This window comes from Microbulbifer agarilyticus (genome assembly GCF_020171345.1).
GTDB lineage: Bacteria > Pseudomonadota > Gammaproteobacteria > Pseudomonadales > Cellvibrionaceae > Microbulbifer > Microbulbifer agarilyticus_D.
In genome coordinates, this window is the sequence record NZ_JAIUZM010000004.1 from 152,309 (window position 1) to 175,023 (window position 22,715).

At 58.0% G+C, this 22,715-nt stretch carries 23 protein-coding genes; 7 read left to right on the top strand and 16 right to left on the bottom strand.

The genetic code is table 11. The annotated features are described in order from the left end of the window. The first annotated feature begins 43 nt into the window (after positions 1–43). Positions 44–907, top strand: coding sequence for a D-hexose-6-phosphate mutarotase (locus tag LCM31_RS13435; protein WP_224870890.1), 864 nt, complete (start codon positions 44–46; stop codon positions 905–907). 56 nt (positions 908–963) lie between these two features. Further along, entirely contained in the window at positions 964–1,158 is a 195-nt protein-coding gene (locus LCM31_RS13440) for a CorA family divalent cation transporter (RefSeq protein ID WP_263601111.1), read from the top strand. A 143-nt stretch (positions 1,159–1,301) separates the two neighbouring features. Here LCM31_RS13440 and LCM31_RS13445 read toward each other — a convergent pair whose 3' ends face one another. The 10 genes from LCM31_RS13445 to dksA all read right to left on the bottom strand — a co-directional run bounded on the left by LCM31_RS13445 (position 1,302) and on the right by dksA (position 12,936). Continuing rightward, positions 1,302–2,117, bottom strand: a complete 816-nt coding sequence (locus LCM31_RS13445; RefSeq protein ID WP_224870893.1) for an acyl-CoA thioesterase — start codon at positions 2,115–2,117, stop codon at positions 1,302–1,304. A gap of 53 nt (positions 2,118–2,170) precedes the next feature. Beyond that, positions 2,171–2,986 (bottom strand): 3-methyl-2-oxobutanoate hydroxymethyltransferase, encoded by an 816-nt coding sequence (panB, locus tag LCM31_RS13450; protein WP_224870895.1) that lies wholly within the window; start codon positions 2,984–2,986, stop codon positions 2,171–2,173. A 67-nt stretch (positions 2,987–3,053) separates the two neighbouring features. Further along, positions 3,054–3,773, bottom strand: coding sequence for a deoxynucleoside kinase (locus LCM31_RS13455; RefSeq protein WP_224870897.1), 720 nt, complete (start codon positions 3,771–3,773; stop codon positions 3,054–3,056). A gap of 27 nt (positions 3,774–3,800) precedes the next feature. Then, positions 3,801–4,277 carry a 2-amino-4-hydroxy-6-hydroxymethyldihydropteridine diphosphokinase gene (gene folK / locus LCM31_RS13460; protein WP_224870899.1) on the bottom strand — a complete coding sequence of 159 codons (477 nt, stop codon included), beginning with the start codon at positions 4,275–4,277 and terminating at the stop codon, positions 3,801–3,803. Positions 4,278–4,290: 13 nt separating this feature from the next. After that, the gene (gene pcnB / locus LCM31_RS13465) at positions 4,291–5,766 is read right to left on the bottom strand and encodes a polynucleotide adenylyltransferase PcnB (RefSeq protein WP_224870900.1); all 1,476 of its coding nucleotides are present in this window, start codon (positions 5,764–5,766) and stop codon (positions 4,291–4,293) included. Positions 5,767–6,718: 952 nt separating this feature from the next. Continuing rightward, on the bottom strand, positions 6,719–8,113 hold the full coding sequence (locus LCM31_RS13470; protein ID WP_224870902.1) for a sigma-54-dependent transcriptional regulator: 1,395 nt from the start codon (positions 8,111–8,113) through the stop codon (positions 6,719–6,721). Between the two features lie 167 nt (positions 8,114–8,280). Continuing rightward, positions 8,281–11,253, bottom strand: coding sequence for an ATP-binding protein (locus LCM31_RS13475; RefSeq protein ID WP_224870904.1), 2,973 nt, complete (start codon positions 11,251–11,253; stop codon positions 8,281–8,283). Further along, a complete protein-coding gene (locus LCM31_RS13480; RefSeq protein ID WP_010130964.1) occupies positions 11,243–11,419 on the bottom strand; it encodes a hypothetical protein in 177 nt (58 codons plus the stop codon). The genes LCM31_RS13475 and LCM31_RS13480 overlap by 11 nt, the downstream gene beginning before the upstream one ends. 100 nt (positions 11,420–11,519) lie before the next feature. Further along, complete coding sequence (gene gluQRS, locus LCM31_RS13485) at positions 11,520–12,431, bottom strand: tRNA glutamyl-Q(34) synthetase GluQRS (protein WP_224870906.1); 912 nt, start codon at positions 12,429–12,431, stop codon at positions 11,520–11,522. A gap of 67 nt (positions 12,432–12,498) precedes the next feature. Beyond that, a complete protein-coding gene (gene dksA, locus LCM31_RS13490; protein ID WP_010130962.1) occupies positions 12,499–12,936 on the bottom strand; it encodes an RNA polymerase-binding protein DksA in 438 nt (145 codons plus the stop codon). A 299-nt stretch (positions 12,937–13,235) separates the two neighbouring features. Between dksA and sfsA the strand changes: the two genes are divergently transcribed. Continuing rightward, a complete protein-coding gene (sfsA, locus tag LCM31_RS13495; protein ID WP_224870908.1) occupies positions 13,236–13,943 on the top strand; it encodes a DNA/RNA nuclease SfsA in 708 nt (235 codons plus the stop codon). Here the strand turns inward: sfsA and LCM31_RS13500 are convergent, their stop codons facing one another. The 4 genes from LCM31_RS13500 to LCM31_RS13515 all read right to left on the bottom strand — a co-directional run bounded on the left by LCM31_RS13500 (position 13,944) and on the right by LCM31_RS13515 (position 17,064). Beyond that, positions 13,944–14,288 carry a Rieske (2Fe-2S) protein gene (locus LCM31_RS13500; RefSeq protein ID WP_224870910.1) on the bottom strand — a complete coding sequence of 115 codons (345 nt, stop codon included), beginning with the start codon at positions 14,286–14,288 and terminating at the stop codon, positions 13,944–13,946. Between the two features lie 237 nt (positions 14,289–14,525). Further along, the gene (locus tag LCM31_RS13505) at positions 14,526–15,587 is read right to left on the bottom strand and encodes a S1C family serine protease (protein WP_224870912.1); all 1,062 of its coding nucleotides are present in this window, start codon (positions 15,585–15,587) and stop codon (positions 14,526–14,528) included. Positions 15,588–15,677: 90 nt separating this feature from the next. Further along, the gene (gene htpX, locus LCM31_RS13510) at positions 15,678–16,565 is read right to left on the bottom strand and encodes a protease HtpX (protein WP_222250150.1); all 888 of its coding nucleotides are present in this window, start codon (positions 16,563–16,565) and stop codon (positions 15,678–15,680) included. A 214-nt stretch (positions 16,566–16,779) separates the two neighbouring features. Further along, entirely contained in the window at positions 16,780–17,064 is a 285-nt protein-coding gene (locus tag LCM31_RS13515; protein WP_224870914.1) for a TfoX/Sxy family protein, read from the bottom strand. Between the two features lie 430 nt (positions 17,065–17,494). Here LCM31_RS13515 and LCM31_RS13520 point away from each other — a divergent pair, with 430 nt between their 5' ends. From LCM31_RS13520 to LCM31_RS13530, 3 genes are all read left to right on the top strand, one after another. Next, entirely contained in the window at positions 17,495–18,223 is a 729-nt protein-coding gene (locus tag LCM31_RS13520) for a M15 family metallopeptidase (protein ID WP_224870916.1), read from the top strand. 9 nt (positions 18,224–18,232) lie between these two features. Next, complete coding sequence (gene cysE, locus LCM31_RS13525) at positions 18,233–19,063, top strand: serine O-acetyltransferase (protein WP_224870919.1); 831 nt, start codon at positions 18,233–18,235, stop codon at positions 19,061–19,063. A 133-nt stretch (positions 19,064–19,196) separates the two neighbouring features. Beyond that, a complete protein-coding gene (locus tag LCM31_RS13530) occupies positions 19,197–19,757 on the top strand; it encodes a hypothetical protein (protein WP_224870921.1) in 561 nt (186 codons plus the stop codon). Here the strand turns inward: LCM31_RS13530 and LCM31_RS13535 are convergent. Next, on the bottom strand, positions 19,746–20,360 hold the full coding sequence (locus LCM31_RS13535) for a DNA-3-methyladenine glycosylase I (protein ID WP_224870922.1): 615 nt from the start codon (positions 20,358–20,360) through the stop codon (positions 19,746–19,748). The genes LCM31_RS13530 and LCM31_RS13535 overlap by 12 nt on opposite strands. 100 nt (positions 20,361–20,460) lie before the next feature. Next, entirely contained in the window at positions 20,461–20,997 is a 537-nt protein-coding gene (gene ppa, locus LCM31_RS13540; protein WP_010130952.1) for an inorganic diphosphatase, read from the bottom strand. Between the two features lie 221 nt (positions 20,998–21,218). Between ppa and LCM31_RS13545 the strand changes: the two genes are divergently transcribed. Further along, positions 21,219–22,700: a glutamine synthetase family protein gene (locus LCM31_RS13545; protein WP_224870925.1), complete on the top strand. Its 1,482-nt coding sequence runs from the start codon at positions 21,219–21,221 to the stop codon at positions 22,698–22,700. Positions 22,701–22,715: the final 15 nt, after the last annotated feature.

Genomic DNA, 22,715 nt, shown 5'->3' on the forward strand with positions numbered 1-22,715 from the left:
CTGCAATAATTTGCCAGCAAAAAACTGAAGATGGAGTTTCCCTGTGGTTGCAACCAATTACCTGAGTTATACCGATAGCGGTGCGCTTTACGGCAAGCCCGGTCTGGACCTGTTGCTGGTGGAAACCGCATTATGCCGGGCGGTGATTGCGGTGCAGGGCGCCCAGGTTCTCGAATTCACCGCGCGTGATCGCGCGCCGCTGTTATGGCTGAGCCCGGCGGCGCGGTTTGCGCCCGGTAGCGCCGTGCGCGGCGGCGTGCCCGTGTGCCTGCCGTGGTTTGGGGAAAACCGTGCGGATCCCTCCAAGCCCAAGCACGGATTAGTGCGTAGTAAGTCCTGGACGCTGAATAGCAGCGAGCAACAGGAGGATGGCCGCGTGTTGTTGCGGCTGTCTTTCTCTCATCCCGGTGACGACGTCTTTGCGCCGAGTTTCCACTGTTCGCTCACCATTGGCTTGGGCGAGGCGTTGACGTTCGACCTTGAGCTGACCAATACCGCTGAGGTTGCCGCGGAATACAGTTGGGCGCTACACAGCTATTTCGCTGTGGATGACGTCAATACCGTGCAGGTAGAGGGATTGTCCGGGGTTGCGTATCTGGATAAGACTACGGGCTTTTCCCGCGACCTTCTCGAGGGGAATCTGAACTTTTCCGGTGAGATTGACCGTGTCTTTGAGCAGGCGCCCGCCGAGCAGACTATCTTGACTCCGAATCCAATTCATACCCGCAGTGAAAACTGCCACACCGTCATTACCTGGAACCCAGGTGCAGAGCTCGCGGCCACAATGGCCGACGTCGGTTCGCATTACACGGGGTTTGTCTGTGTGGAACACGGCAACGCCTTTGCGAATAGCTGGCAGCTTGCAGCGGGTGAGACAGCCGGTGCCCGTCTGGAACTCACCCGCTAAACCAAGAGCTGCTGCTGACGGAAGAGATGCGGCCGTGCATAAGTGAGCGCGATCAAATGCAGCTGCGCGAAGTCGGCGACTGTCTGTTGCGGCATATCGAAGGTATTGATGAGGTGCGTGACCGTGTTGCCGTGATTCAGGAGGAATTGGCCGGCCGCATCTCGAAGCAGATCAACAACCGGATGTACTTATTGTCGATTATTGCTGTAGTTTTTTTGCCGCTGAGTTTTTTACCGGATTGCTGGGGGTAAATGTCGGGGGGATTCCCGGTTCGGAAAACCCCCAGGCGTTTATTATTTTCAGCGTGCTGCTGGTTGTCACTGTTGTGTTGCAGCTGGTGGCATTTCGCTGGAGAAAATGGCTGTAAACGTTGCTGGCGAACCCTGGCCCGCAATCAGCCGAAGATCGTTACCGTCTGTCGCGACAGCGCAATCAGGCGACCGCGCGCATCCCACAGGCGCGCCCCAATTACTGCATAGCCGTCTTCCGCCTGCTCCACCTCCGCCAGATATTGCCACCAATCGTTGCTGTTTGCCTCGAGGTCGTGGGCTGCGGGCATGAGTTCCACAGTCCAGGTGAGGGTGCTGGCAGGGGACAGCGTGGTGACCAGCGAAAGCACCGCCGGTGGCCAGGCGTCGATCAGCGCGAGCAGGTGTCCCGTGCTGACGGGGGCGCTGTTGTCGCTTTTGAAGCGAATCCAGCCGCCGATACGCCCTTCATCACTGCCGGTAAATGGCATGGCGCCTTCGCCCAGCCGGTACTCGAAGTGTTGTGTAAACTCCGGGACCAGCCCTTCGATATAGGGCAGGGCTTCACAGGCCTCTGGTGCGGGAAATTCTGGTGCGGCGCCGGTGCCGACCGAAACCGCAGACTCGCGCGGCTTGCCAAAGCTCGCCAGTACGGCTGTGGTCACCTGTTCGCCCTGCGATGCATGGGCTTCCAGTTGTACTGCCGAGCGCCCGGCACGCAGTACGCGCACCGATGTGTCCAGTGGGCCAGCGGCTGCGGGTGCAACGAAAGAAAAGGTTAGTGAGCGCAGGTATGTTTGCGCCGCGGTATCACCACAGGCCTGCTCCAGCGCCGATTCCAGCGGCTGGTACAGAACCGCGGCCACCATACCGCCAAAGGTTGCACGCCCCTGGCTCCAGCCTGCCGGAATCTGCGCGGGCGCATCGCGGCGTGCAACATTCAAAGTGGTTTCGAAATCCATACTGCTTGTCCTGTGATTTCTCGTGGTGCCGGTCGCTAACCAGTGCGTGCGCTTTAACTAAAACTGTGGTCGACGTCCGGGAAAATACCACTCTTCACGTCTTCGGCGTACTTACACAGCGCACCGGGAATATCGCCGGCTTCCACCAGAAAGTTCTTGGAGAATTTCGGTGGCTTTTCCGTGAGGCCGAGAATGTCGTTGATCACCAGCACCTGGGCATCGGTGTGCGGGCCGGCGCCGATACCAATGGTGGGCATGGTGACGGTTTCGGTAATGCGTTTGCCGAGTTCCGTGGGGACACACTCGAGCACCAGTAGGTCTGCTCCGGCCTCGTCCAGTTGTACTGCGTCATCGAGAATCTCACCGGCACGCTCGTCGTCGCGGCCCTGTACCCGGAAACCGCCCAGCTTGTGTACCGATTGCGGGGTAAGTCCCAGGTGGGCACACACCGGGATACCGCGCTCGGTGAGCATTTTGACCGTCGGTGCGAGCCAGGCACCGCCCTCAATCTTCACCATATGGGCACCGGCCTGCATGATGCGGGTGGCATTGGTCAGAGCTTGCTCCGGGGTGGCGTAGGTCATAAAGGGCAGGTCGCCCATGATCAGGGACTTCTTGTTACCCCGCGCTACCGCCTCGACGTGATAGATCATCTGCTCCATGGTCACCGGGATAGTGCTGTCGTATCCCAATACGGTCATGCCAAGCGAGTCGCCAATCAGCAGGGTTTCGACGCCGGTTTTTTGCGCCATCGCCGCCATGGGGGCGTCGTAGAGGGCGACACAGATAAACTTTTCACCGTCGGCCTTCATTTTGCGCAGCGTTTGTACCGTAACGGGCTTGCTCAGCTCTTGGGATCCGTAGGGCATGTTGTGTTCTCGCTTTGCGGGCGCATAGGCCCGGACTTCTCTAATGGTACTGTGGTGCTTGGCTGGGTTACTTGCCTGGATTGTAGTAATGCCGGCCGCTTTTTACGTTCAGCAGGTATTCCACCAGCTGTTGATAGTCCTCCTGCTGGTCGACGATGTCGATTTCCGCGCAGTTGACGATGAGCAGTGGTGCCTGGTCGTAGTAGTGGAAGAACTTGGTGTACGCCTCGTTGAGGGTGCTCAGGTACTCGTTACTGATGCTGCGCTCTGCGCTGATACCGCGCTTGTGAATACGCTCCTGCAATACATTCAGAGGCGCCTGCAGGTAGATCACCAGGTCGGGCTTCGGAGCTTCGAGGGTGAGGTGCTGGTATACCTGGCGGTACAGCTGCAGTTCGTCGCTGTCGAGGGTGACCTCGGCAAACAGCTGGTCTTTCTCGATCAGGAAATCTGCTACCCGCACGGGTTTGAACATGTCGTCCTGGCGCAGGGCCTGGATTTGCTGCGAGCGTTGCAGCAAAAAGTGCAACTGTGTGGGCAGTGCCGCGCTTTTTGGGTCGCGGTAGAACCGCTCGAGGAAGGGGTTGTCTTCCGGCAGCTCCAGCAGGGTATCGTAATTGAATGTGGCCGCCAGGCGCTTTGCCAGGGTGGTTTTACCCACACCGATGTTGCCCTCTACCGCAATAAAGCGCGGCAAGTCCCGACCGTTCAAATCGATCTCGTGGGAAAGGTTTTCGGCACGGTAATCGTCGGAAGAGGGGGCGTCGGACGCGGGAAAATTACTCACCGAGGTTACTCCTTTTAGGTTCCCCGGTTACAGTCGGTGTAACCGGTTGGCTGGACACTGGTCAAGCAGGGCATGCAGAGGTGTGCCGTCGGGCATCACGAGATCCGGGGCCACATCGGCCAGTGGAACCAGCACAAAATTTCGTTCTGGAATGCGCGGATGCGGTACGCTCAGGCGGTCGGTCGCCAGGGTGTGGTTGCCAAACAGCAACACATCCAGGTCCAGGGTCCGCGCTCCCCAACGCACCGTGCGTTCACGACCGTGCGCATTCTCAATGGCTTGCAGCGCATCCAGTAACGCTTCCGCGCTTAGATCGGTTTCCAGCGCCGCTACGGCGTTCACATAATCGGGCTGCTCTCCGGGGCCTACCGGCGCGCTGGTATAAAACGGAGAGCTCTCGATCAACCGGGTGTGCGCGATTTCGGCCATGGCGTCCAGTGCACTGCGCAGCTGCCCGGCGGGGTCCGCGAGGTTGCTGCCGAGGCCAATATAACAGCGAGTCACTTGTGAAGTCCGCTCAATTTGACGGGCGTTCGCCGCCCTTGTTGGTGCGGTTACGGCGACCACCGCGGTTGCGACGGCCACGGCTTTTGCTGCCGCGCGGCCCGTTTCTGGGAACGTCACGAACCATTTGCAAGCGCTGCTCTTCGTCCTGTTGCTGGAACTCTGTCCACCATTGGCCCAGCCCGGAAGGGATCTCGCCGCTGTCTTCGCGCAGTAACAGGAAGTCGTACGCGGCGCGAAAACGCGGGTGCTCCATCAGGCGGAACGCACGTTCGCCACCGCGGCGCGGCAGGCGGGATTGCATGTCCCAGATTTCCCGCATGGGCATGGAGAAACGCTTGGGGATCGCGGTATGTACCAGTTGTGCACTGGTAATTTTTTGCGCGGCCTGCGCCAGGGCCGGTACCGGAGGGATGCCTTTTTCGGTCAGGAACTTCTGTTCGCTGTTGACCGCGGGCCACAGCAGCGCTGCGTAAAGGAACGCGGGGGTGACACGTTGGTCCGAACGGATGCGGGTATCGGTATTGCGCAACGCCTGGCGGGTGAGCGCCAGGGCTTCCGGGCTCTCGAGCATGCGCGCATTGTCGGGGAACAGATGCGGCCACAATTCGTGCTCGCGCAGCAGTTCGAAGGTGCGCTCGCCATTGCCACTCATCAGCAGCTTGAGGACTTCGTCGAACAGGCGGGCAGGGGCGATATTTCGCAGCAGCGGTGCCAGCTCGCGCAGTGGCGCAGCGGTGCCCGGTTCAATGTCGAAATCCAGTTTGGCGGCAAAGCGCACCGCGCGCAGCATCCGCACCGGGTCCTCTTTATAGCGGGTCGCCGGGTCGCCGATCATACGGATCAGGCGTTGCTCGATGTCCTGAATGCCGCCGGTATAATCGTGAACTTCGAAACCGTTAATGGTGTAGTAGAGTGCGTTGACGGTGAAATCCCGGCGTACCGCATCGCTTTCCAGATCGCCGTAAACGTTGTCCCGCAGCAGCATCCCGTGTTCAGATTGCTGCGCCTCGTGGGCCTCACCATCACTGTGATGGCCGCGGAAGGTGGTTACCTCGATCACTTCGCGGCCGATGCGGGCGTGGAGGATACGGAAGCGGCGCCCGACAATGCGCGCCCCGCGAAACAGCTGCTTGGCTTGCTCTGGGGTGGCATCGGTGGCGACATCAAAGTCCTTGGGGTGTCCGCCCAGCAGCAGATCGCGCACACCACCGCCGACGATATAAGCTTCAAAACCGGCTTCCTGCAGCCGTTTCATTACCGTTAGGGCCGCGCGGCTCACGTCGCGCCGTGACAGGCAATGATCGCTACGGGGAATCACGGTGCGGGTATTGTTGGATCGTTTGGACTTCTTGCGCCCTGGGCTGGGTGGGCGAGGGCCGCCTGAGGGAGTAGTGTCTGGCCGGCTGGATTCCGCTGCGGAATCGCCTGCGGCGGACTTCGACTTGTCGTGCCAGCGCTTGATACGGCTGATCAGGGTATTGAACATACGGCTATCTGTTTTGTCCGCAGCCCCCTGATGTAGGGGCGGCTGTATCTGTATCGGTGTACTTTCTCTGAAGCGGTTGCTTAAAAGTACTCTAGATAAACCGGGGTTGCTCCGGCAGCTACTGGCCGGGAAGACGGTTTGGGGGCGGATTCTAACACATACAGCGCAACGCACAGCTGCCGGGGCCCAATCCAATGGGGTCCGGCATCAAAGTGCATCGAGTGAAATAAAGAAAAGAAAGAAATTATTCTTATTCGGTATGAAGGCAGCGGCTTCCTTGCGCTATCAATTTGCTATTCAGCAAACCCTCTCCCAGGCACAATCAGTCAGTTTGTCACGTGCTTGTCGTTATTTTTGTTGTCTTCTACAAGTTATTGTTCTTGTTATTCGTCTTTATTCTTATTATTTATTTTTATTATTGTTTCTTATTACTTTTTGTTTATTTTTATTGTTATTGCGAGCTTTATTGTTTTTATTGCTCAAGTTTTGCTCCGGATTCGATCACTTTGGCTTTTATTGTCGATCTTCCCGTTATTATTTTTATTATGTTGCGCCCGCTTATTGTCAGTTGTTATTAGGGCTTAAACAGTCATTTATTATTATTCTTGGCTGTTCTTGTTGTTTGGCCTATACAAAGCAGATAGCGTGCCAACTTTAATAAACCCTTAAAAAACAATGACTTAGCTTTGCGGGGAACTTTTTTGTGGCGCTGAAATACAGCTTTCCGTTACGCATAGTGCGGTGGTTGTTACTTGGGGGCGGAACTGGGTAACACTTTCACCTGTTACCAATTCGCACCCACTCTGCGCGGCTTCCCACTTGGGGCGCGAGCACGCAAGTTGCCTCCAAATTATTGAAAGTTAAGGTATTTTTTATTCTTGCGACGGGGTAGCAAAAAAGCCCGCGTGGTGTGCGCGGGCTTTTCTAGTGTGTGTGGGCGGGCTGAAAAAGATCAGGCTTCGGCCAGGCGTTTGGCCTTTTTGCGCGGGATGCCGAGCTTTTGGCGGCGCTCCCACAGGCACTTGCGGCTCACGCCCAGCTTCTTGGCCAGCTCGGTTTCACTCATGGTGTCCTGATGTTCCAGAACGAAACGGGCGAAGTAATCTTCCAAGGACAGGTCTTCGCGCGGGTCGGCGCGCAGGCTGGTGCGTGGGCGTCGCTCGGGGTCGGCCTCTTCGATCGGTACCAGGTCCAGATCGATGTCGAGGGTGTGATGGTCAATCTCGACGTTGTCTTCGGTGAGAATCACCGCGCGTTGAATGGCGTTCTCCAGCTCGCGAACGTTACCGGGCCAGGTGTAGGTGGTTATTGCCTGAATCGCTTCCGGTGACAGTCGCAGGATCGAGCGATTGACCGTGGCGCAGAATTTCTCCAGTAGGCTCTCGGCAATGGTCAGCACGTCCTTGCCGCGCTCACGCAGAGGGGGGAGCGTCATCTGGACGACGTTAATACGGTAATACAAGTCTTCCCGGAACTTGTGTTCGGCCGCGAGCTGCCGCAGGTTTCGGTGGGTTGCCGCGACCAGGCGCACGTTGACCTTGCGGGATTCAATGGCGCCAATGGGGCGCACCTCACCTTCCTGCAGCACACGCAGCAATCGTGCCTGCGCTTCGAGAGGCAATTCGCCAATCTCATCGAGGAACAGGGTGCCGCCGTCGGCAGCCGCAATCAGGCCTTCACGAGCGGTTTGCGCGCCGGTAAACGCGCCTTTCTCGTGACCAAAGAGCTCCGCTTCGATCAGGGTTTCCGGAATGGCGGCACAGTTCACCGAGATCAGGGGTTTGCCGTTGCGCTTGCTCTCTTCGTGAATCGCTCGGGCTACCAGTTCTTTACCGGTACCGGTCTCACCGTGCACCAGTACGGTGGCGTCAGTGGGAGCCACCTTGTGAATACGTGCATAGAGGTCGCGCATTACCGGGCTGTCACCGATCATGCCAGATATGGCGCGGCCTTCCGCTTTGCTGTCCGCTGCTGCGGCACCCGCCGCACGATTCTGTTCCGCCTTGCCGATGACCCGGCGCACGGTGGCGAGCATTTCATCGTGGTCGAAGGGTTTGGCGATATAGTCGGCGGCGCCCATACGCATGGAGTCAACCGCAGAGCGCAGGCTGGCATAGCTGGTCATGATCAGTACCGGCACGTCGCCAGCCAGCTTGAGCAGGTCGGTGCCGGGTGCACCGGGTAGGCGCAGGTCGGAAATGATGAGGTCCATATCCGCGAGGCGGTATTTTGTGGTGGCCTCACGTACCGAGCCGGCTTCACTGATCTTATAGCGGTGCCGCTCCAGCAGCTTGCGCAGAGCCGTGCGGATAATGGCTTCATCTTCTACGATCAGAATGTGGCTCATGTGTTACGCCTGGTTACAAAGTGTTCAGGAGGCGCTAAGTTTTACCTTTTGAGCGTTTCGATGCAACCCAGCACTCCGTTTGTGATCAAAAAACAGCCTGATTTTTATGTCTGCAGGTAACAAACCGGTCATAAACCCACCAGTCACCCCTAAGTTGTGATGGTGACTCAGAGTTCAACCAGTGGGATTTGCACAATAAATTGCGCACCGCGCCCGGTTTCCGGGTGAGCCGGGCTGACCAGTTCCAGTTGCCCGCCATGTTCTTCCACAATGCTGTACACCATCGCCAGACCAAGACCGGTGCCTTCACCGGGCTCCTTGGTGGTGAAGAAGGGTTCCAGAATCCGCTCCCGGTGTGCCGGTGAAATCCCCGGGCCATTGTCGGTGACCGCGACACAGGCCTGCCCAGCGCGGGTGTAACCAGTGACTTCGATATGGCCACCATCGGGACTCGCATCGCGCGCATTACTCAGCAGATTGATAAATACCTGTATCAGGCGCTGATTGTCGCCGAGTGCGATCAGGTCCGCGGGCACCTCATTGGCGAAGGTAACCTGGGTCTTGTCCCGCTGCAGCGATAGCAACTGCACAGCTTCTTCCACGCAGGCACGCAGGTCCACCGGCGCTTTTTCGCTGTCCTGATTGCCACTGTGGGAGAAGCTCACCAGCGAGTGGACAATTCGGCTGATGCGCTGGGTCTGGCTGAGGATTTGGTCCGCCGTTTCCAACACATCAGGGTTTTCCGACTCATACTGCAGATTTTGCGCGAGGCAGGCGATGCCGGTGACCGGATTGCCGACTTCATGGGCAACCCCGGCGGCAAGGCGGCCGACTGAGGCTAGGCGTTCACTGTGCATCAGCTCCTGCTCCAGAACCTGCGTTTCCGTGATGTCTTCCACCAGTAGCATTTGCCCATCGCTGCGGTTGTCGCGGCGTGTATTTTCACGGCCATATTTTCCGGTGCGCTGTTTGAGTCGCGTCTTGTGCAGGTTCAGCCAGTGGCTGGTGCCATCGATATCTACTTGCTGCTTAAAGCGGCTGTCATCGGTGGAGCGGGCAAATTCGGTCAGCTCGCTGCGCCACGGCTCCGGCAGGTATTCGGGTTTGGAGCCGATTACCTCGCTGGCACTAATTCCCGTGAGCTCCGCCATGGCGTAGTTCCACAGCAGTATTTCGCCGTCGCGCCCCAGGGAGCAGGCTGCCATGGGCAGCTCTTCCAGCATTTGCCGGTGATAGAGGCGCAGGTTGTTCAGCTCTGCGGCCAGGCCGGTGAGCTGGTTTTTGTAGCGGCTCAAACGGGTCTCAATCAGGTTGATATCTTTATTCGCAGGCTGGTCGCTAGTAACGAATGGCACGTGACGATCGAGAATCTGTCCCGCCAGTACACGCCCCAGCAGGCCGGAAAGGTTCGCTTCCAGGCGGTCGCGGAGCTGGCGCAGGGCGTAGGGGCGCCGTTCTTCCTCGGACAAATTGAGTTGGCGTAATGCGCGGCTCACTTCCTGGCTGGCGGTGGCCGCGCCGAGGCTCTCAGATAGGCGCAGACGGAATTCCGCAGCAGATTGCACATCCAGCTCGAGGCGCAGCGCCTGACTGATGGAATCGTCACTACACAGGTCGGCGGCATAGCGTTCCAGACTGGAAGTGCGCGTGAAGATGGAGAGGCCCACAAACAGCAGCATATTTACCGACAGGGTCAGAGTGGTGATCTGCGGCCAGATTTCCATCCCCAGCGGTATGTGGAAGTCACCGATACGAATGCCGCTGTTACCCACCATCGCTGGCAGCAATAACCCGCCGGCCCACACCAGCATGCCCGCCAGCAGCCCGCCGATAAATCCGCGCCGGTTGCCTTGCGGCCAGTGGATAACCGCGAAGATCCCTGGCAAAAACTGCAGGGAAGCGATAAACGCAATGATCGCGAGATCCGATAGTGACAGACGGTTGTTCAACAGCAGGTAGAACGCGAAGCCCGCGAGAAACAGCGCTGCCACCAATGCCCGGCGCAACCACAGTAACTGGCGGTACATGTTATCGTCGGATTGCCAGCGCGTGCCGGGCAACAGCCAGTGATTCATCACCATGGTGGCCAGTGCCAGGGTGATCATGATCAGGGCACCTGTGGCCGCTGACAGGCCACCGATAAAGGCGAGAATGGTCAGCAGTGCGGAGCCGCTGGCGCGGGGTACGGCGAGGGTGAAGTACTGAACGGGCTCGGTAACATCCAGGGCAAAGCCCGCCCACATAATCGGGAAGATCGGCAGCGCCATCAGCAGCATGAACAGCGGGAAGCCCCAGCTGGCGGTGCGCAACCCTTCGGTGGGAGGGCGGTCCGCAATACTCAGATAAAAAATGTGCGGCATGGCCACCGCAGTGGCGATAAACACCAGCAGTAGCGTGTGGGAAGAGCCCTGCTTGATCGGGGTGTATAGCAGTTGCTGCATATCGTTGTTTTGCGCGAGCCAGTTGTCGAGGTCACCGAGGCTGCCGAAAACACCGTACACCGCATAGAGACCGACCGCGAGCAGGGCGACCAGTTTGACCAAGGATTCGAGGGCCATGGCACTGGCGAGACCCGCGCGGCGTTTGCGCGAGGCCCCATAGGTGCTGGTAAATACCGCCAGCAATACGCAGTAAAGGAAAGCGATAAGGTCTTTACTGGTGACGCCACTATCGGGCAGCGCCATCGCCGCCACATTGTCGCGGGACAGTAGCGCCAGGGTTTCCGCTACCGCCTGAATCTGTAGGGCGATGAGCGGCAACAGCCCCAGCAACATAAACAGGGTGGCGAGGGTGCCGGCTTCGCGGCTGTGATAGCGGAATACCAGCAAATCGGCGGGTGAGGTTAGCTGGTAGCGCTGTGCCAGCCGCGCCAGGGGTTCCAGCGCAAACGGCGCAAACAGGAACATGGCGCCGGTACCCAGGTAATAAGCGAGAACCCCGTAGCCGTGCTGCCAGGCGAGATCGATGATGCCGTAATAGGTCCAGGCACTGAGCGAGACCCCCAGAGACATTACGTAGAAGAAGGGGTGGCGCACCCAATTGCTGGACAGCCAGCCCTTGGAGGTGGCAAAGGCCACAAAAAACAGCGCGAAAATATAGGCGACGCCAATCAGCGCAATATTGACGATGTCAAAGGTCATCGGGTTTGCGCCTCCGCTGAATAAAAATGGCCAGCAGGATCAGCACGAACCAGAGGATAAAAGGGCGATACCAGGCGCCGGAGGGGTTGATCATCCAGGTGAATACGGTGGGGCTAAATACGTAGCCCACCAGTACCAGCAGGATTAACAGGGTGCGGTTGCTCATTGGAGGCCTGTTGGGATCCCTGTGTTGAAGCAGCTTGAACACAGGGAATTAGAACACGGGGAAACTGGCGCGAAATGTTAATGCGCCGCCGGGGCAGAGTTCAACTGTTTCCCGGAGTGGCGGTTGTCGAATTAGTCGAGCGGCGATTGTGACGATCGACTGCCTTGCGCTGCCAGTGCGCGCTGGCCCAGACAAGGATATGTGCCGGGGTGTTCGCAGCGAGATCTTGCGAGGGGCGCAGGCCGAGAAATCCCAGTGCCTGAATCAGGTTCGAGGAGGCTTTGTTGTCGTCCAGTGGGGCGGCGTGATTCTGCTTGCTCAGTTTCTGTCCGGCTTCGTTCATCACCAGCGGCAAGTGCCCAAACTGCGGCGGTTCGGCACCCAGCGCGCGGAACAGGCATCGCTGGATACCCGTGCAGTCCAACAGGTCCGCGCCGCGTACCACATGGTTTACGCCCTGCGCGATATCGTCGACCACCACCGCCAGTTGGTAGGCGTAGAGACCATCTTTGCGTTTGAGAATCGGGTCCTCATCAATGGCTTGCTGCTGTGCGCCTTGCCAGATATCGGTAAACCCTTCGCGGGCGCCGGCGCACTGAAAGCGCAGAGAGTGCGGCCCGGACTCGCCGATGCAGTTGGCTTTGGTATGGCCGCCGGCCCTGCGTACTTGCTCGCGCGTGCACGAGCAGGGGTAGATTTGATCCTGCGCGCGCAGCTGCTGTAGTGCATGCTGATACAGGTCGTGACGCTTGCTCTGCCACACCACTGGCGAATGGCTGTGCAGGCCGTGGGTATGCAGTGAATGCAGAATGCGTTCTGCCGCACCGGGCACTTCCCGCGGCGGATCCAGGTCTTCCATGCGGATCAGCCAGTGGCCGCCATGGGCAATGGCATCCAAATAGCTGCCGAGGGCACATACCAGGGAACCAAAATGCAATGGCCCGGTGGGCGAGGGCGCGAAGCGGCCTACATAGCGCTCGGAAGAGGGCGAGGAATTTGAAGACAAGGACACTGGTGCAGTATTCAGTGTGAGAGGAAGATTCCGGGCGGCGCTGGATGCGGCCGCCCAGAAAGCGGGATCAACCGGAGATTTGCTTCTCTTTGATCTCCGCCAGGGTTTTGCAGTCCACACACAGGGTTGCGGTTGGACGGGCTTCCAGGCGGCGGATACCGATTTCGACACCACAGGCTTCACAGAAGCCATAGTCTTCCTGATCAATCAGCTCCAGGGTGGAGTCGATTTTCTTGATCAGCTTGCGCTCGCGGTCGCGGGTGCGCAGTTCCAGACTGAACTCTTCTTCCTGGCTGGCGCGATCGGCCGGGTCCGGGAAGTTGGCAGCCTCATCCTTCATGTGCGTTACGGTGCGATCCACCTCTGCCATCAGTTCGGCTTTCCAGGCCAGCAGCAGTTTGCGGAAATGCTCCTGCTGCTTCTCATTCATGTACTCCTCGCCCTTCTGTTCCTGATAGGGCTCAAAGCCGTGCAGAGAATCGGATTTCGCAGCAGTATTGGGCATAGTCATTGCCTCTCTCGTAATACGGGCCCTTCTTTATAGGGGCACTACAACCAAATTCAAGCCTAGCAGGCGCGAAGCCTAGACCGCAGGCTGTATCCAATGGCTGCGGCAGCAGCCAAGGCGAGGAAACTATCAAATCTCACACGACTGCGCCACAAAATGTTGTCGGACCTGTCCTCTGGCGATGATCCTCCCACAAAGGGTGACTTGATTGGTGTATTCTGGCGGCCATTTTTTCAACAAGTTGGCGCTTACATCAACTTATGTTGGATTTTTAAACGATTTATTGAGAAGACCACGTGAAACTGAGCCCTGCCTTGATCGAGGGAAAACTCCTGCGCCGCTACAAACGATTTTTGGCGGATGTTGCCTTGCCGGATGGCGAAATTATGACCATTCATTGCCCCAACACTGGATCCATGAAGAACTGCTGGGAGGAAAACACCCCCTGCTGGTATTCCGATTCCGGTAATCCCAAGCGCAAGTATCGTCACACCCTGGAGATCACCACCACGCCCGAGGGCGCGAAAGCCGGTGTGAACACCGGCCGCGCAAATCACCTTGTGGAAGAGGCGATAAGTACAGGCGTTGTCGTTGAACTGCAGGGTTACGACGCCCTGCGCCGCGAAGTGAAGTACGGTGAAGAAAACAGCCGAATCGATATTCTGCTGGAAGGGGAGGCGGGCGCCTGTTACGTCGAAGTAAAAAACGTCACCCTCGCCGAAGGCGCGCGCGGCATGTTTCCCGATGCAGTGAGTACCCGTGGAACCAAGCACTTGCGTGAACTGGAAAAGCTCGCCCAGTCCGGCGTGCGCGCGGTGCTGTTTTACTGCGTGCAGCATGACCAGATTGCCACGGTGGAAGCCGCTGCCGACATTGACCCGGCCTATGCCGAGGCGCTGGCGCAGGCGCTAAAAAGTGGTGTGGAAGTAATCGCTTACCGCGCCAAGCTCGGTGCAGAAGAAATTTGCCTGACCGAGCCGGTGCCGTTTTTGCCTGCTGAGTAACTAGTCCGCCAGTAACACGTAGAGCCCGTCCTGCGCATACTCGACGGGCACTGGTGTCAGTGCGTCGCCCGCGCAGGGACCGGCAATGCATTCGCCGGTGCGTATCTCGAACAGGGCACCATGGGAAGCGCATTGGATCAGGGCTTTTTCCGAATCCAGGAATTGATCCGGCTGCCACTCCAGGTTGATACCCCGGTGGGGGCAGACATTTTTATACGCGTACACTTCGCCGTCTTTTTTCACCGCAAATACATTGTCCATGCCCGCGCTTTTGTCGCCCAGAGAAAAGCCTTTGGAATCGCCTTCGGTGAGGTCTTCGTAGCCGCAGAGGAAATGTTTTTGCATGGAAAGTTACAGCGCTGTAGAAAAAGTGGTTCGGCGGGCAGTTTAACGAATTATTGGCTCGAGCTACTACTTAAAGTCTGGGGCGAAGGTGTCGATACCGGGGTGCGCCTGGTGAGACCTTCGAAAAAGGGACTTTTTCGAAGAGCCCCAGGGATGGGTTTACGGCGTGTCTCGCCAGGCGCACCCCGGTAGCGGCTCCGCCACTTAAGTAGCAAGCGAAGTTAAATTACAAATGCGTTAAGGTGCCGCAAGTACCAGCGAGGTCTGGTACGCCTCCCCGTCGCGCAGATAGTCCACCTGTACCCGGTCCCCGGGGCGGCGGTCTTCCAGTACATTCATCAGGTCATCGTAATTGCTGATGGGCCGACCGTCGATACCCACAATCACATCACCCAGTTGCCAGCCACCGCGGCTGCCGCGGTATACGCCGCGCAGCCCGGCTTTGTCGGCGGGCAAGCCCGGCGCCGTGCGCAGAACCGCCACACCCTCAAAATCGTAGCGGTTCGCCCACTGGTCCGGTGCCGATTCGATGCCAAGAATCGGACGCACCAGGCGGCCGTGTGCGATCAACTCCGGGACAATCTTCTTCACCGTATCCACGGGAATTGCAAAACCAATACCCACACTGGCGCCGCTCGGACTGTAAATTGCCGTATTCACCCCGATAAGCCGCCCGCTGCTGTCGAGCAGAGGACCACCGGAGTTCCCGGGATTAATCGCCGCATCGGTCTGGATCACGTTGCGGATGGTGCGGTTGCCTGCCGCGTCAATTTCACGCCCTAGCGCACTCACCACGCCGGTGGTCAGGGTGGTGTCCAGGCCAAAGGGGTTGCCGATTGCCAGTACCTTGCGCCCCACCGAGAGGCTGGAGGACTCGCCGGGTATCAGTGGCTTGAGCCGTTCCCCTGGCGCATTGATTTTCAGCACGGCAAGATCTTTCTCCGGTGCCGATCCCACCAGCTGTGCAGGCCACTCGCTGCGGTCCTGCAGGGTAATGGTGATCTTGCGGGCTTTTTCGATTACGTGAAAATTGGTCACCACGTGGCCGTGTTCGTCCCAGATAAAGCCACTGCCGGCGCCTTTCGGCACCGTGTGCAGGCGCAGGCTCCAGCGGTCGCGCACCAGTGCTTCATTGGTGACGTACACCACCGAGGGACTGGCGAAATTGAACACCTGCATGGTGTTGGTTTCGTCGTCGGTGGCAAATTGTGGGGGGCGGGACTCTGCGCTGGCCGCGAAGGCAAGAATGCTCAGAACGGTAGCGAAAATAAGTCGAGAAACGAATCTGATCAGGCGCATGTTGGGCGGGTTTCCTGCGTCAAAAAAGTGGGGTGCCGCAGGGTAGAGTGACGAGGAGTCCCGGGCGGGGATCCTCGCCGACAATTGCGGTTAACGAGCAGAATTTTGCAGTGCCAGGATCCTATCCTCAAGAGGGGGGTGGCTCGCCATCAGCGCGGCCATGCTGTTGCCGTAGATACCGAAGGCTTTCATGTTGGCGGGCAGCGGTTCCTCGCGCCCGGCTTCCGATTCCGCCTTGATCCGCGCCAGGGCCGCGATCATGGCCTGCGGGCTGGCGAGGTGGGCGCCGGCGGCGTCGGCACGGTATTCGCGGCGGCGGCTGAACCAGGCGACAACCATCATGGCGAAGAAGCCAAACACGATATCCATCACGATGGAGGTGATGTAGTAACCAATACCCAGCCCCTGCTCATTGCGCATCAGTACGCGGTCAACAAAGAAGCCCACCAAGCGCGCAAAGAACATCACGAAGGTGTTTACCACGCCCTGGATCAGGGCCAGGGTAATCATATCGCCGTTGGCGACGTGGCCGATCTCGTGGCCGATTACGGCGCGCGCTTCGTCGCGATTAAAGCGTTGCAGTAGTCCGGCGCTCACCGCCACCAGGGCGCTGTTGCGATTCCAGCCGGTGGCGAAGGCATTAGCCTGCGGCATGGGGAAGATCCCCACATCTGGCATACCGATGCCGGCTTTCTGCGACAGCTCGCGAACTGTTTCTACCAGCCAGCGCTCGTCGGCCGTTTGCGGCTGTTCGATGATCTGGGTGCGAGTGGTCCTGCGCGCGATGGTTTTTGACAGCAGTAGTGAGATTAATGAGCCGCCAATACCGAAAATGGCACACATCGTCAGCAGTCCAGGCAGGTTCAGATTGACGCCATTGGCGTCGAGGATTCCCTGAATCCCGAACAGGTTAAAGATGATGCCGACCAATACCATGACAGCCAGGTTGGTGAGCAGGAAAAGCCCTATTCGCAGCATTGTGTTCTCCGCAGGGTGAAAATAGATCGAATAATAATAAGGTTAGAGCACAGCCCCCACCGGCTGGTTCCAGCACGGGTTAAGGCGGCGTGTATCGAAGTTAATCTGAGGGCTTGATAGGGTCGCTGAGCGCCAATTGCAAGTCTGCGACGTGTCGAAAGACGAGTCAGACGCTCTATGAAAATTTGCTGCCTTGAAGCCCGTGGAAGGTAAGTCAGACGCGATCTTTGCGCGCCAGTATTTGCTCGGCTTCGGTCACCAGGTTGGCCTTGAGGTCCGGGTCGAGTTCGTTCCAGTGAACATCGAGCAGGGCGCCCTGCAGCGCGTAAAGCAGTACGCGAGAGGCGTTGATACCGCGGCCGCGGATACTGGCAAAGGCTTCAGCGGGACCCACGCGATGGAGGTCATCCTGTGTGCGAATGCCAATCGAGTGCAGAATATTGACGGAGGCGAGGCCCAGGTTTTTCAGTTTTAACAACTCTGACTGACTTGGGTGCATAACATTCTTCCCTGAACTGTTAGACAGTGCGGTAGCCATTGCCGCGGCGCATCAATTGCCGCACTTCTTTGGGCGGTCTCCCGATGGCTACCAGATTCGACCCAATCCCGGGTCGAATACAACGGTCGCCAACATAGCACAAAATAATAAAAGGCCAAACCGTGCTTGCGGGCGATTGGCTGGCGTCGCTGGCCGGCAGCGGGCCAGATCTGGCAAAACTTGCGCACAGTGTAAATTTGTCGAATCGCTTAACCAACGATGGTAAATCGTCAGGTAGTATCGGGTTTCAATCGCATCGCGCGGCTGTTTTGCCCTTTGCAGAAAAAGACTAGTCCGCAAATACCTGTTTTGCAGATCTTTGGTTCTGTTGGGCTTGGCCAGATGTAGTATTAGAACGGGTGCCACTGGGCGTTGAGGAGAAAATTTTGCCATGCACAAATTGCTAAAGGACATGGTTTTTGGGCGCACCGATGCACACGTGATACTCGAGCCGATCTCCGGGCAACTAATGCACCCTGAGGCGCTGGTGGCATTTGATCAGCTGCGACGGGATGCACGGGACGCAGGCTTTGAACCGAAGGTGGTTTCCGGCTTTCGTGACTTTGAGCGCCAGCGTCGTATCTGGAATGCGAAGGCCGAAGGAACGCGCCCAGTATTGGATAGCCTGGGCAGGCCTATGGATGTAGCGGGAATGTCGCCTGAGGACATTCTATTCGCTATATTGCGCTGGTCTGCCCTGCCGGGCGCATCGCGCCACCACTGGGGTACCGATTTCGACGTGATTGATGCGTCGGCATTGCCCGAGGGATATCAGGTGCAGTTGACCGCGGAAGAGGTTGCGGACGAAGGGATGTTTGGTCCCTTTCACTGCTGGCTGGATGCACGTATTGCGGCCGGTGAAAGTTATGGTCTGTTTCGCCCCTACAGTGAAGACCATGGAGGGGTAGCGCCAGAGCGCTGGCACCTGAGTTATGCGCCGCGCGCACGAGAGTTTCAGGATCTACTGAGTGAGCAGGCGCTGGTTGAACAGGTGAAGAGTTGCCCGCAAGATCAGTCGCTGGCACTGAGTTCACTGATTTGTGAGCAAATGCCACAGATCTATGCGCGCTTTATTGCGGTGCCCGCGTCCGCATACCCAACGAATATCAGCAGGCTATAAAGCATTTACGTGCTAGGCACCGGTACAGGAGTTTGTGTTATTACCGCCACTGAACTGAAACAACGGGATATTTGGGCCACCATGCGGGCGGAGGCTGCCGCGTCTGCTTCCGGTGAGCCGGTGCTGGCCAGTTATTTTCATAATACCGTGCTGCGCCATGACTCTATCGACAGTGCGCTTGCCTATCAGCTCGCTTCCGTGCTCGACCATGCCGCCTTGACCGCGACGGCCCTGCAGGAAGTCATTGCGGCGGCCCTGGCAGATGATCCGGCGATTTCTCTCAGTATGCAGGCAGATATCTGTGCCTGGTACGATCGCGATCCCGCCTGCGATCAATACATCATGCCGTTCCTCTATTTCAAGGGTTTCCACGCCTTGCAGTCCCACCGTATTGCCCACTGGTTGTGGCGCAAGGGGCGCCGCACACTGGCGCTGTATTTTCAGAGTCAGATCTCGGAGCAGTTCGCCACGGATATTCATCCGGCGGCGCATTTTGGCTGCGGCATCATGATCGACCATGCGACCGGTCTGGTGGTGGGGGAAACGGCCATTGTGGAAGACGATGTTTCTATTCTGCATTCGGTGACCCTGGGTGGCAGTGGCAGTGGTGGTGGCGATCGTCATCCGAAAATCGGTCGCGGTGTGATGATCGGTGCCGGTGCCAAGGTGTTGGGCCCTGTGCGCATAGGGGAGGGCGTTAAGATCGCCGCGGGCAGCCTAGTGTTGCGTGACGTGCCGAATCACTCCACGGTCGCGGGTGTACCCGCGCGTATTGTGGCCGGCAAATGTGCGGCTACCCCAGCCTACACCATGGATCAGACCCTGGATTCCGACGATTAAACCCATTGAATTCTGCCGCCAGATACGCCAACGTAGGGTGCTGGTGCCAAGAGCGAACAACCAGAACAGACACCGACAAAAAATAAAAAGTACGCATGCCGATTTAACGCGGCGCCACTATCGAGACAGTGTTATGAGCGAATCCACTTACAGCGTGATTTTCCGCGGCGACCTGGAGCCCGGTTACACCGCGGCCGATGTGAAAGCCAATATGGCGCGTCTGTTCAAGGCGGGTCCAGAGACTGTGGAGAAGTTGTTCAGTGGTCGACCTCTGGCGATTAAGAAAGGCTTGAACTTGGCGCAGGCGGAACAGTTACAGGCCACATTGGCGCGTCAGGGAGCGCAATCGTCGGTTAAAAATGAAGCCGCCCGCGAAGTGGAAGCCGTGCCGGCGCCGCGCCCGGTGGAGGAGACCCCGGCTGCACCGGCGCCGGCGGTGAAGCCTGCACCAGTGGCGCAAGCTGAAGGTGCGCTATCTCTTGCGCCCATGGAAGGCAACCTGCTGAAGGAACATGAGCGGATCACGGTGGAGCCGGTACAGGTGCCCGTGAGTCATCTGAGCCTGAAGCCCCCCGTTGGCAATTTGGTCGAGGCGAGTGAACAGCAAGCGCCGCCGCCAGTTCAGGTGAAGGTGCCTGACTGGAAGCTGGGCGGGCATGTCACCGGCAAGGCCTCGTTCAAACTACCGGATTGATGGCCGTTTAAATTGCTTTCTGGCCTTATCTACGGCCTTGCGCGTTACACAATCTGTGGCGTGATCATTGATCAGCCCCATGGCTTGCATAAATGCATAGACGGTAGTGGGGCCGACGAATTTCCAACCGCGCTTTTTCAGGTCTTTTGAAATGGTCTTGGAAACTTCCGATGTGGATACACTTTGCGGAATTGCATCGGGGATCTCCTCAGGCTCGAACCCCCAAAAGTAGGCGGCAAGTGACCCCTCCTCACGTACCATGTCCTTCGCTCGTTGGGCATTGTTGATCACCGCTTCGATTTTTCCGCGGTGCCGTACAATGCCTTCATCCTGAAGCAGTCGTTCTACATCCTTCTCGGCAAACTTCGCCACCTTGTTGAAATCGAATTGCTTGAAGGCTGCGCGAAAATTTTCCCGCTTGGCGAGAATCGTTCGCCAGCTCAGACCGGACTGAAATCCCTCCAGGCAAATTTTTTCAAACAGGCGCTGATCGTCGTCTACCGGAAACCCCCATTCATTATCGTGGTAGGGAAAGAAATCATCGGTAGCGGCGCACCAGCCACAGCGCGGTTTGCCGTCGGGTCCTGCGATTGTGTCTGCCATCGGTGGGCTCCAATTACGTTATTACCCCTATTTAACGGGCACAAAAAAGCCGGCGCAAGGCCGGCTTTCGGAAAGATCGGGCGATCACCAGTGTGTGGGATCAGCCTTCTTCTTTCAGGTAGCGCTCGCGGGAAGCCATAACTTCTGCGCGTGCCGCGTCAGCATCAGCCCAGCCGTCTACTTTCACCCACTTGCCCGCTTCCAGCGCCTTGTAGTTTTCGAAGTAGTGCTCGATCTGCTTGATCAGCAGCTCCGGCAGGTCGCCGATTTCGTTCACGTGGTCGTACAGCTTGGTCAGCTTGGTGTGCGGTACCGCCAGCAGTTTGGCGTCGACACCGGATTCGTCCGTCATGTTCAAAACGCCGATCACGCGGGAGCGGATGACGGAACCAACCATTACCGGGTAAGGCGCAACAACCAGCACGTCCAGGGGGTCGCCGTCTTCAGACAGGGTCTGAGGTACGTAGCCGTAGTTGGCCGGGTAGAACATCGGGGTAGCTACGAAACGGTCTACGAATACCGCGTCTGCGTCTTTGTCGACTTCGTATTTAATCGGATCGTGGTTGGCCGGGATCTCGATGATTACGTTGATATCGTTGGGCAGCTCTTTACCTGGGGAAACCTTGTCGAAGCTCATTGCTAGTCCTGTTGGTGGTCCTGACTAAAAAATAATCAAATGGGTGGGTTAAATTTCGGAGCGCGGATTATATACCCTGAGCGGGCACTTACATAGTCGCCCAGCAGTAGGGTGTTTGGCGCCCTGAGTGCTCATGTGTTGACTATGCTGTAGGCAAGATTCCGCCCGCAGCCAGCATCGTCTGCCGGGTCACAATCCAGATCACAATAATGGAGCCGACCATGGACGAATCCACCGAACTGCCGCCTGCCCCGCAGGAGCCGCCAGTAACCCCTTCTTCCGGCATTCCATCTTCCAGCCCGTCGTCATCCGTCACTGGGGTAACGCGATCGCCGCAGCCGCGTCAGGTGCGCTCGGTGGAGGATGCCAAGCATATCGTTGATACCCGCAGCCTCAGTCATGTGAAGGTGGGACTGTTCGACAACGACGGGGTGATGCGCGGCAAGTATATGAGCCGCGAGAAGTTCTTTACGGCGCTGGACAAAGGGTTTGCGTTCTGCGATGTGGTGTTGGGCTGGGACACGCAGGATCAGCTGTACGACAACGCCCAATACACGGGTTGGCACACTGGTTATCCGGATGCGCCGGTACGGATATTGCCGCATACCTGTCGCGAGGTGCCGTTTGAGGACGGCATGCTGCTGTTCCTGGCCGAATTTGACGGCGCGGCCGAGGCTGTGTGCCCGCGTGCGCTGTTGCGGCGGGTTATCGAGCGCTGCGAGCAGGCGGGTTTCAGTCCTTACGCCGCCTTGGAATACGAATTCTTCTTGTTTGATGAAACCCCAGATAGCGCACGTACCAAGGGTTATCGAAATCTAAAACCCTTCACTCCGGGGTGGTTTGGCTACTCGATGATCCGCAATTCCGTGCATGCGGATCTGTACGAGGAAATTCTTACCCTGGCCGAGCGTATGGATTTTCCTATTGAGGGACTACACACGGAAACAGGCCCGGGGGTGTTGGAAGCGGCCATCACCGTGGATCAGGCAGAGGCTGCGGCGGACAAGGCCGCGCTGTTCAAAACCTTTATCAAGGTGCTGGCGGAGCGTCGCGGCCTGATGGCCACCTTTATGGCCAAGTGGTCGAATGAGTACCCTGGCCAGAGCGGGCATATCCACCTGTCTCTGCGCAATAAAATTGACAATACCTCTGCGTTTTATGCCCCGGGGCAGCCGCACAATATGAGCGCCACCCAGCGGCACTTTCTCGCCGGGCAGCAGCGGTTGATGCCTGAGTTGTTGAGTATGGTCGCGCCAACTATTAACAGTTACCGGCGCATGATTCCCGGGTTCTGGGCACCCACCGATGCCACCTGGGGGGTGGAAAACCGGACTGCGGCGCTGCGTGTGATACCCGGTAGTGAAAATTCCCAGCGCCAGGAATATCGACTGGGTGCTGCCGATGCTAACCCCTATCTTGCGCTCGCGGTGGCCCTTGGCTCGGGCCTTTACGGTATCGAGCAGGGGTGGGAGCCCGGAGAGCCAGTGCAGGGCAATGCCTATGAGGGGCAACATGCGGCGGAGCTGGCGCTGCCGCCCACCCTGTGGGATGCGGCGCAACGGCTGCGGCAATCCAGTGCCGCGCGCAGCCTGTTCGGCGATGCGTTTGTGGAGCACTTTGCCGCCAGCCGCGAGTGGGAAGAGCGGGAGTATCGCAAGCACGTTGGCGAGTGGGAATTACAGCGTTACTTTGAAATTATCTAGCGGGAAATCATTTAG

Coding starts and splice junctions, on each gene's coding strand:
- LCM31_RS13520 (WP_224870916.1), top strand. CDS start 17,495: ATGCACAAATTGCTAAAGGACATGGTTTTTGGGCGCACCGATGCACAC.
- htpX (WP_222250150.1), bottom strand. CDS start 16,565: ATGCTGCGAATAGGGCTTTTCCTGCTCACCAACCTGGCTGTCATGGTA.
- LCM31_RS13445 (WP_224870893.1), bottom strand. CDS start 2,117: ATGGATTTCGAAACCACTTTGAATGTTGCACGCCGCGATGCGCCCGCG.
- pcnB (WP_224870900.1), bottom strand. CDS start 5,766: ATGTTCAATACCCTGATCAGCCGTATCAAGCGCTGGCACGACAAGTCG.
- LCM31_RS13475 (WP_224870904.1), bottom strand. CDS start 11,253: ATGACCTTTGACATCGTCAATATTGCGCTGATTGGCGTCGCCTATATT.
- LCM31_RS13480 (WP_010130964.1), bottom strand. CDS start 11,419: ATGAGCAACCGCACCCTGTTAATCCTGCTGGTACTGGTGGGCTACGTA.
- LCM31_RS13535 (WP_224870922.1), bottom strand. CDS start 20,360: ATGGCAGACACAATCGCAGGACCCGACGGCAAACCGCGCTGTGGCTGG.
- LCM31_RS13530 (WP_224870921.1), top strand. CDS start 19,197: ATGAGCGAATCCACTTACAGCGTGATTTTCCGCGGCGACCTGGAGCCC.
- LCM31_RS13505 (WP_224870912.1), bottom strand. CDS start 15,587: ATGCGCCTGATCAGATTCGTTTCTCGACTTATTTTCGCTACCGTTCTG.
- panB (WP_224870895.1), bottom strand. CDS start 2,986: ATGCCCTACGGATCCCAAGAGCTGAGCAAGCCCGTTACGGTACAAACG.
- LCM31_RS13440 (WP_263601111.1), top strand. CDS start 964: ATGCAGCTGCGCGAAGTCGGCGACTGTCTGTTGCGGCATATCGAAGGT.
- dksA (WP_010130962.1), bottom strand. CDS start 12,936: ATGCCCAATACTGCTGCGAAATCCGATTCTCTGCACGGCTTTGAGCCC.
- ppa (WP_010130952.1), bottom strand. CDS start 20,997: ATGAGCTTCGACAAGGTTTCCCCAGGTAAAGAGCTGCCCAACGATATC.
- LCM31_RS13500 (WP_224870910.1), bottom strand. CDS start 14,288: ATGCAAAAACATTTCCTCTGCGGCTACGAAGACCTCACCGAAGGCGAT.
- LCM31_RS13470 (WP_224870902.1), bottom strand. CDS start 8,113: ATGAGCCACATTCTGATCGTAGAAGATGAAGCCATTATCCGCACGGCT.
- LCM31_RS13545 (WP_224870925.1), top strand. CDS start 21,219: ATGGACGAATCCACCGAACTGCCGCCTGCCCCGCAGGAGCCGCCAGTA.
- LCM31_RS13515 (WP_224870914.1), bottom strand. CDS start 17,064: ATGCACCCAAGTCAGTCAGAGTTGTTAAAACTGAAAAACCTGGGCCTC.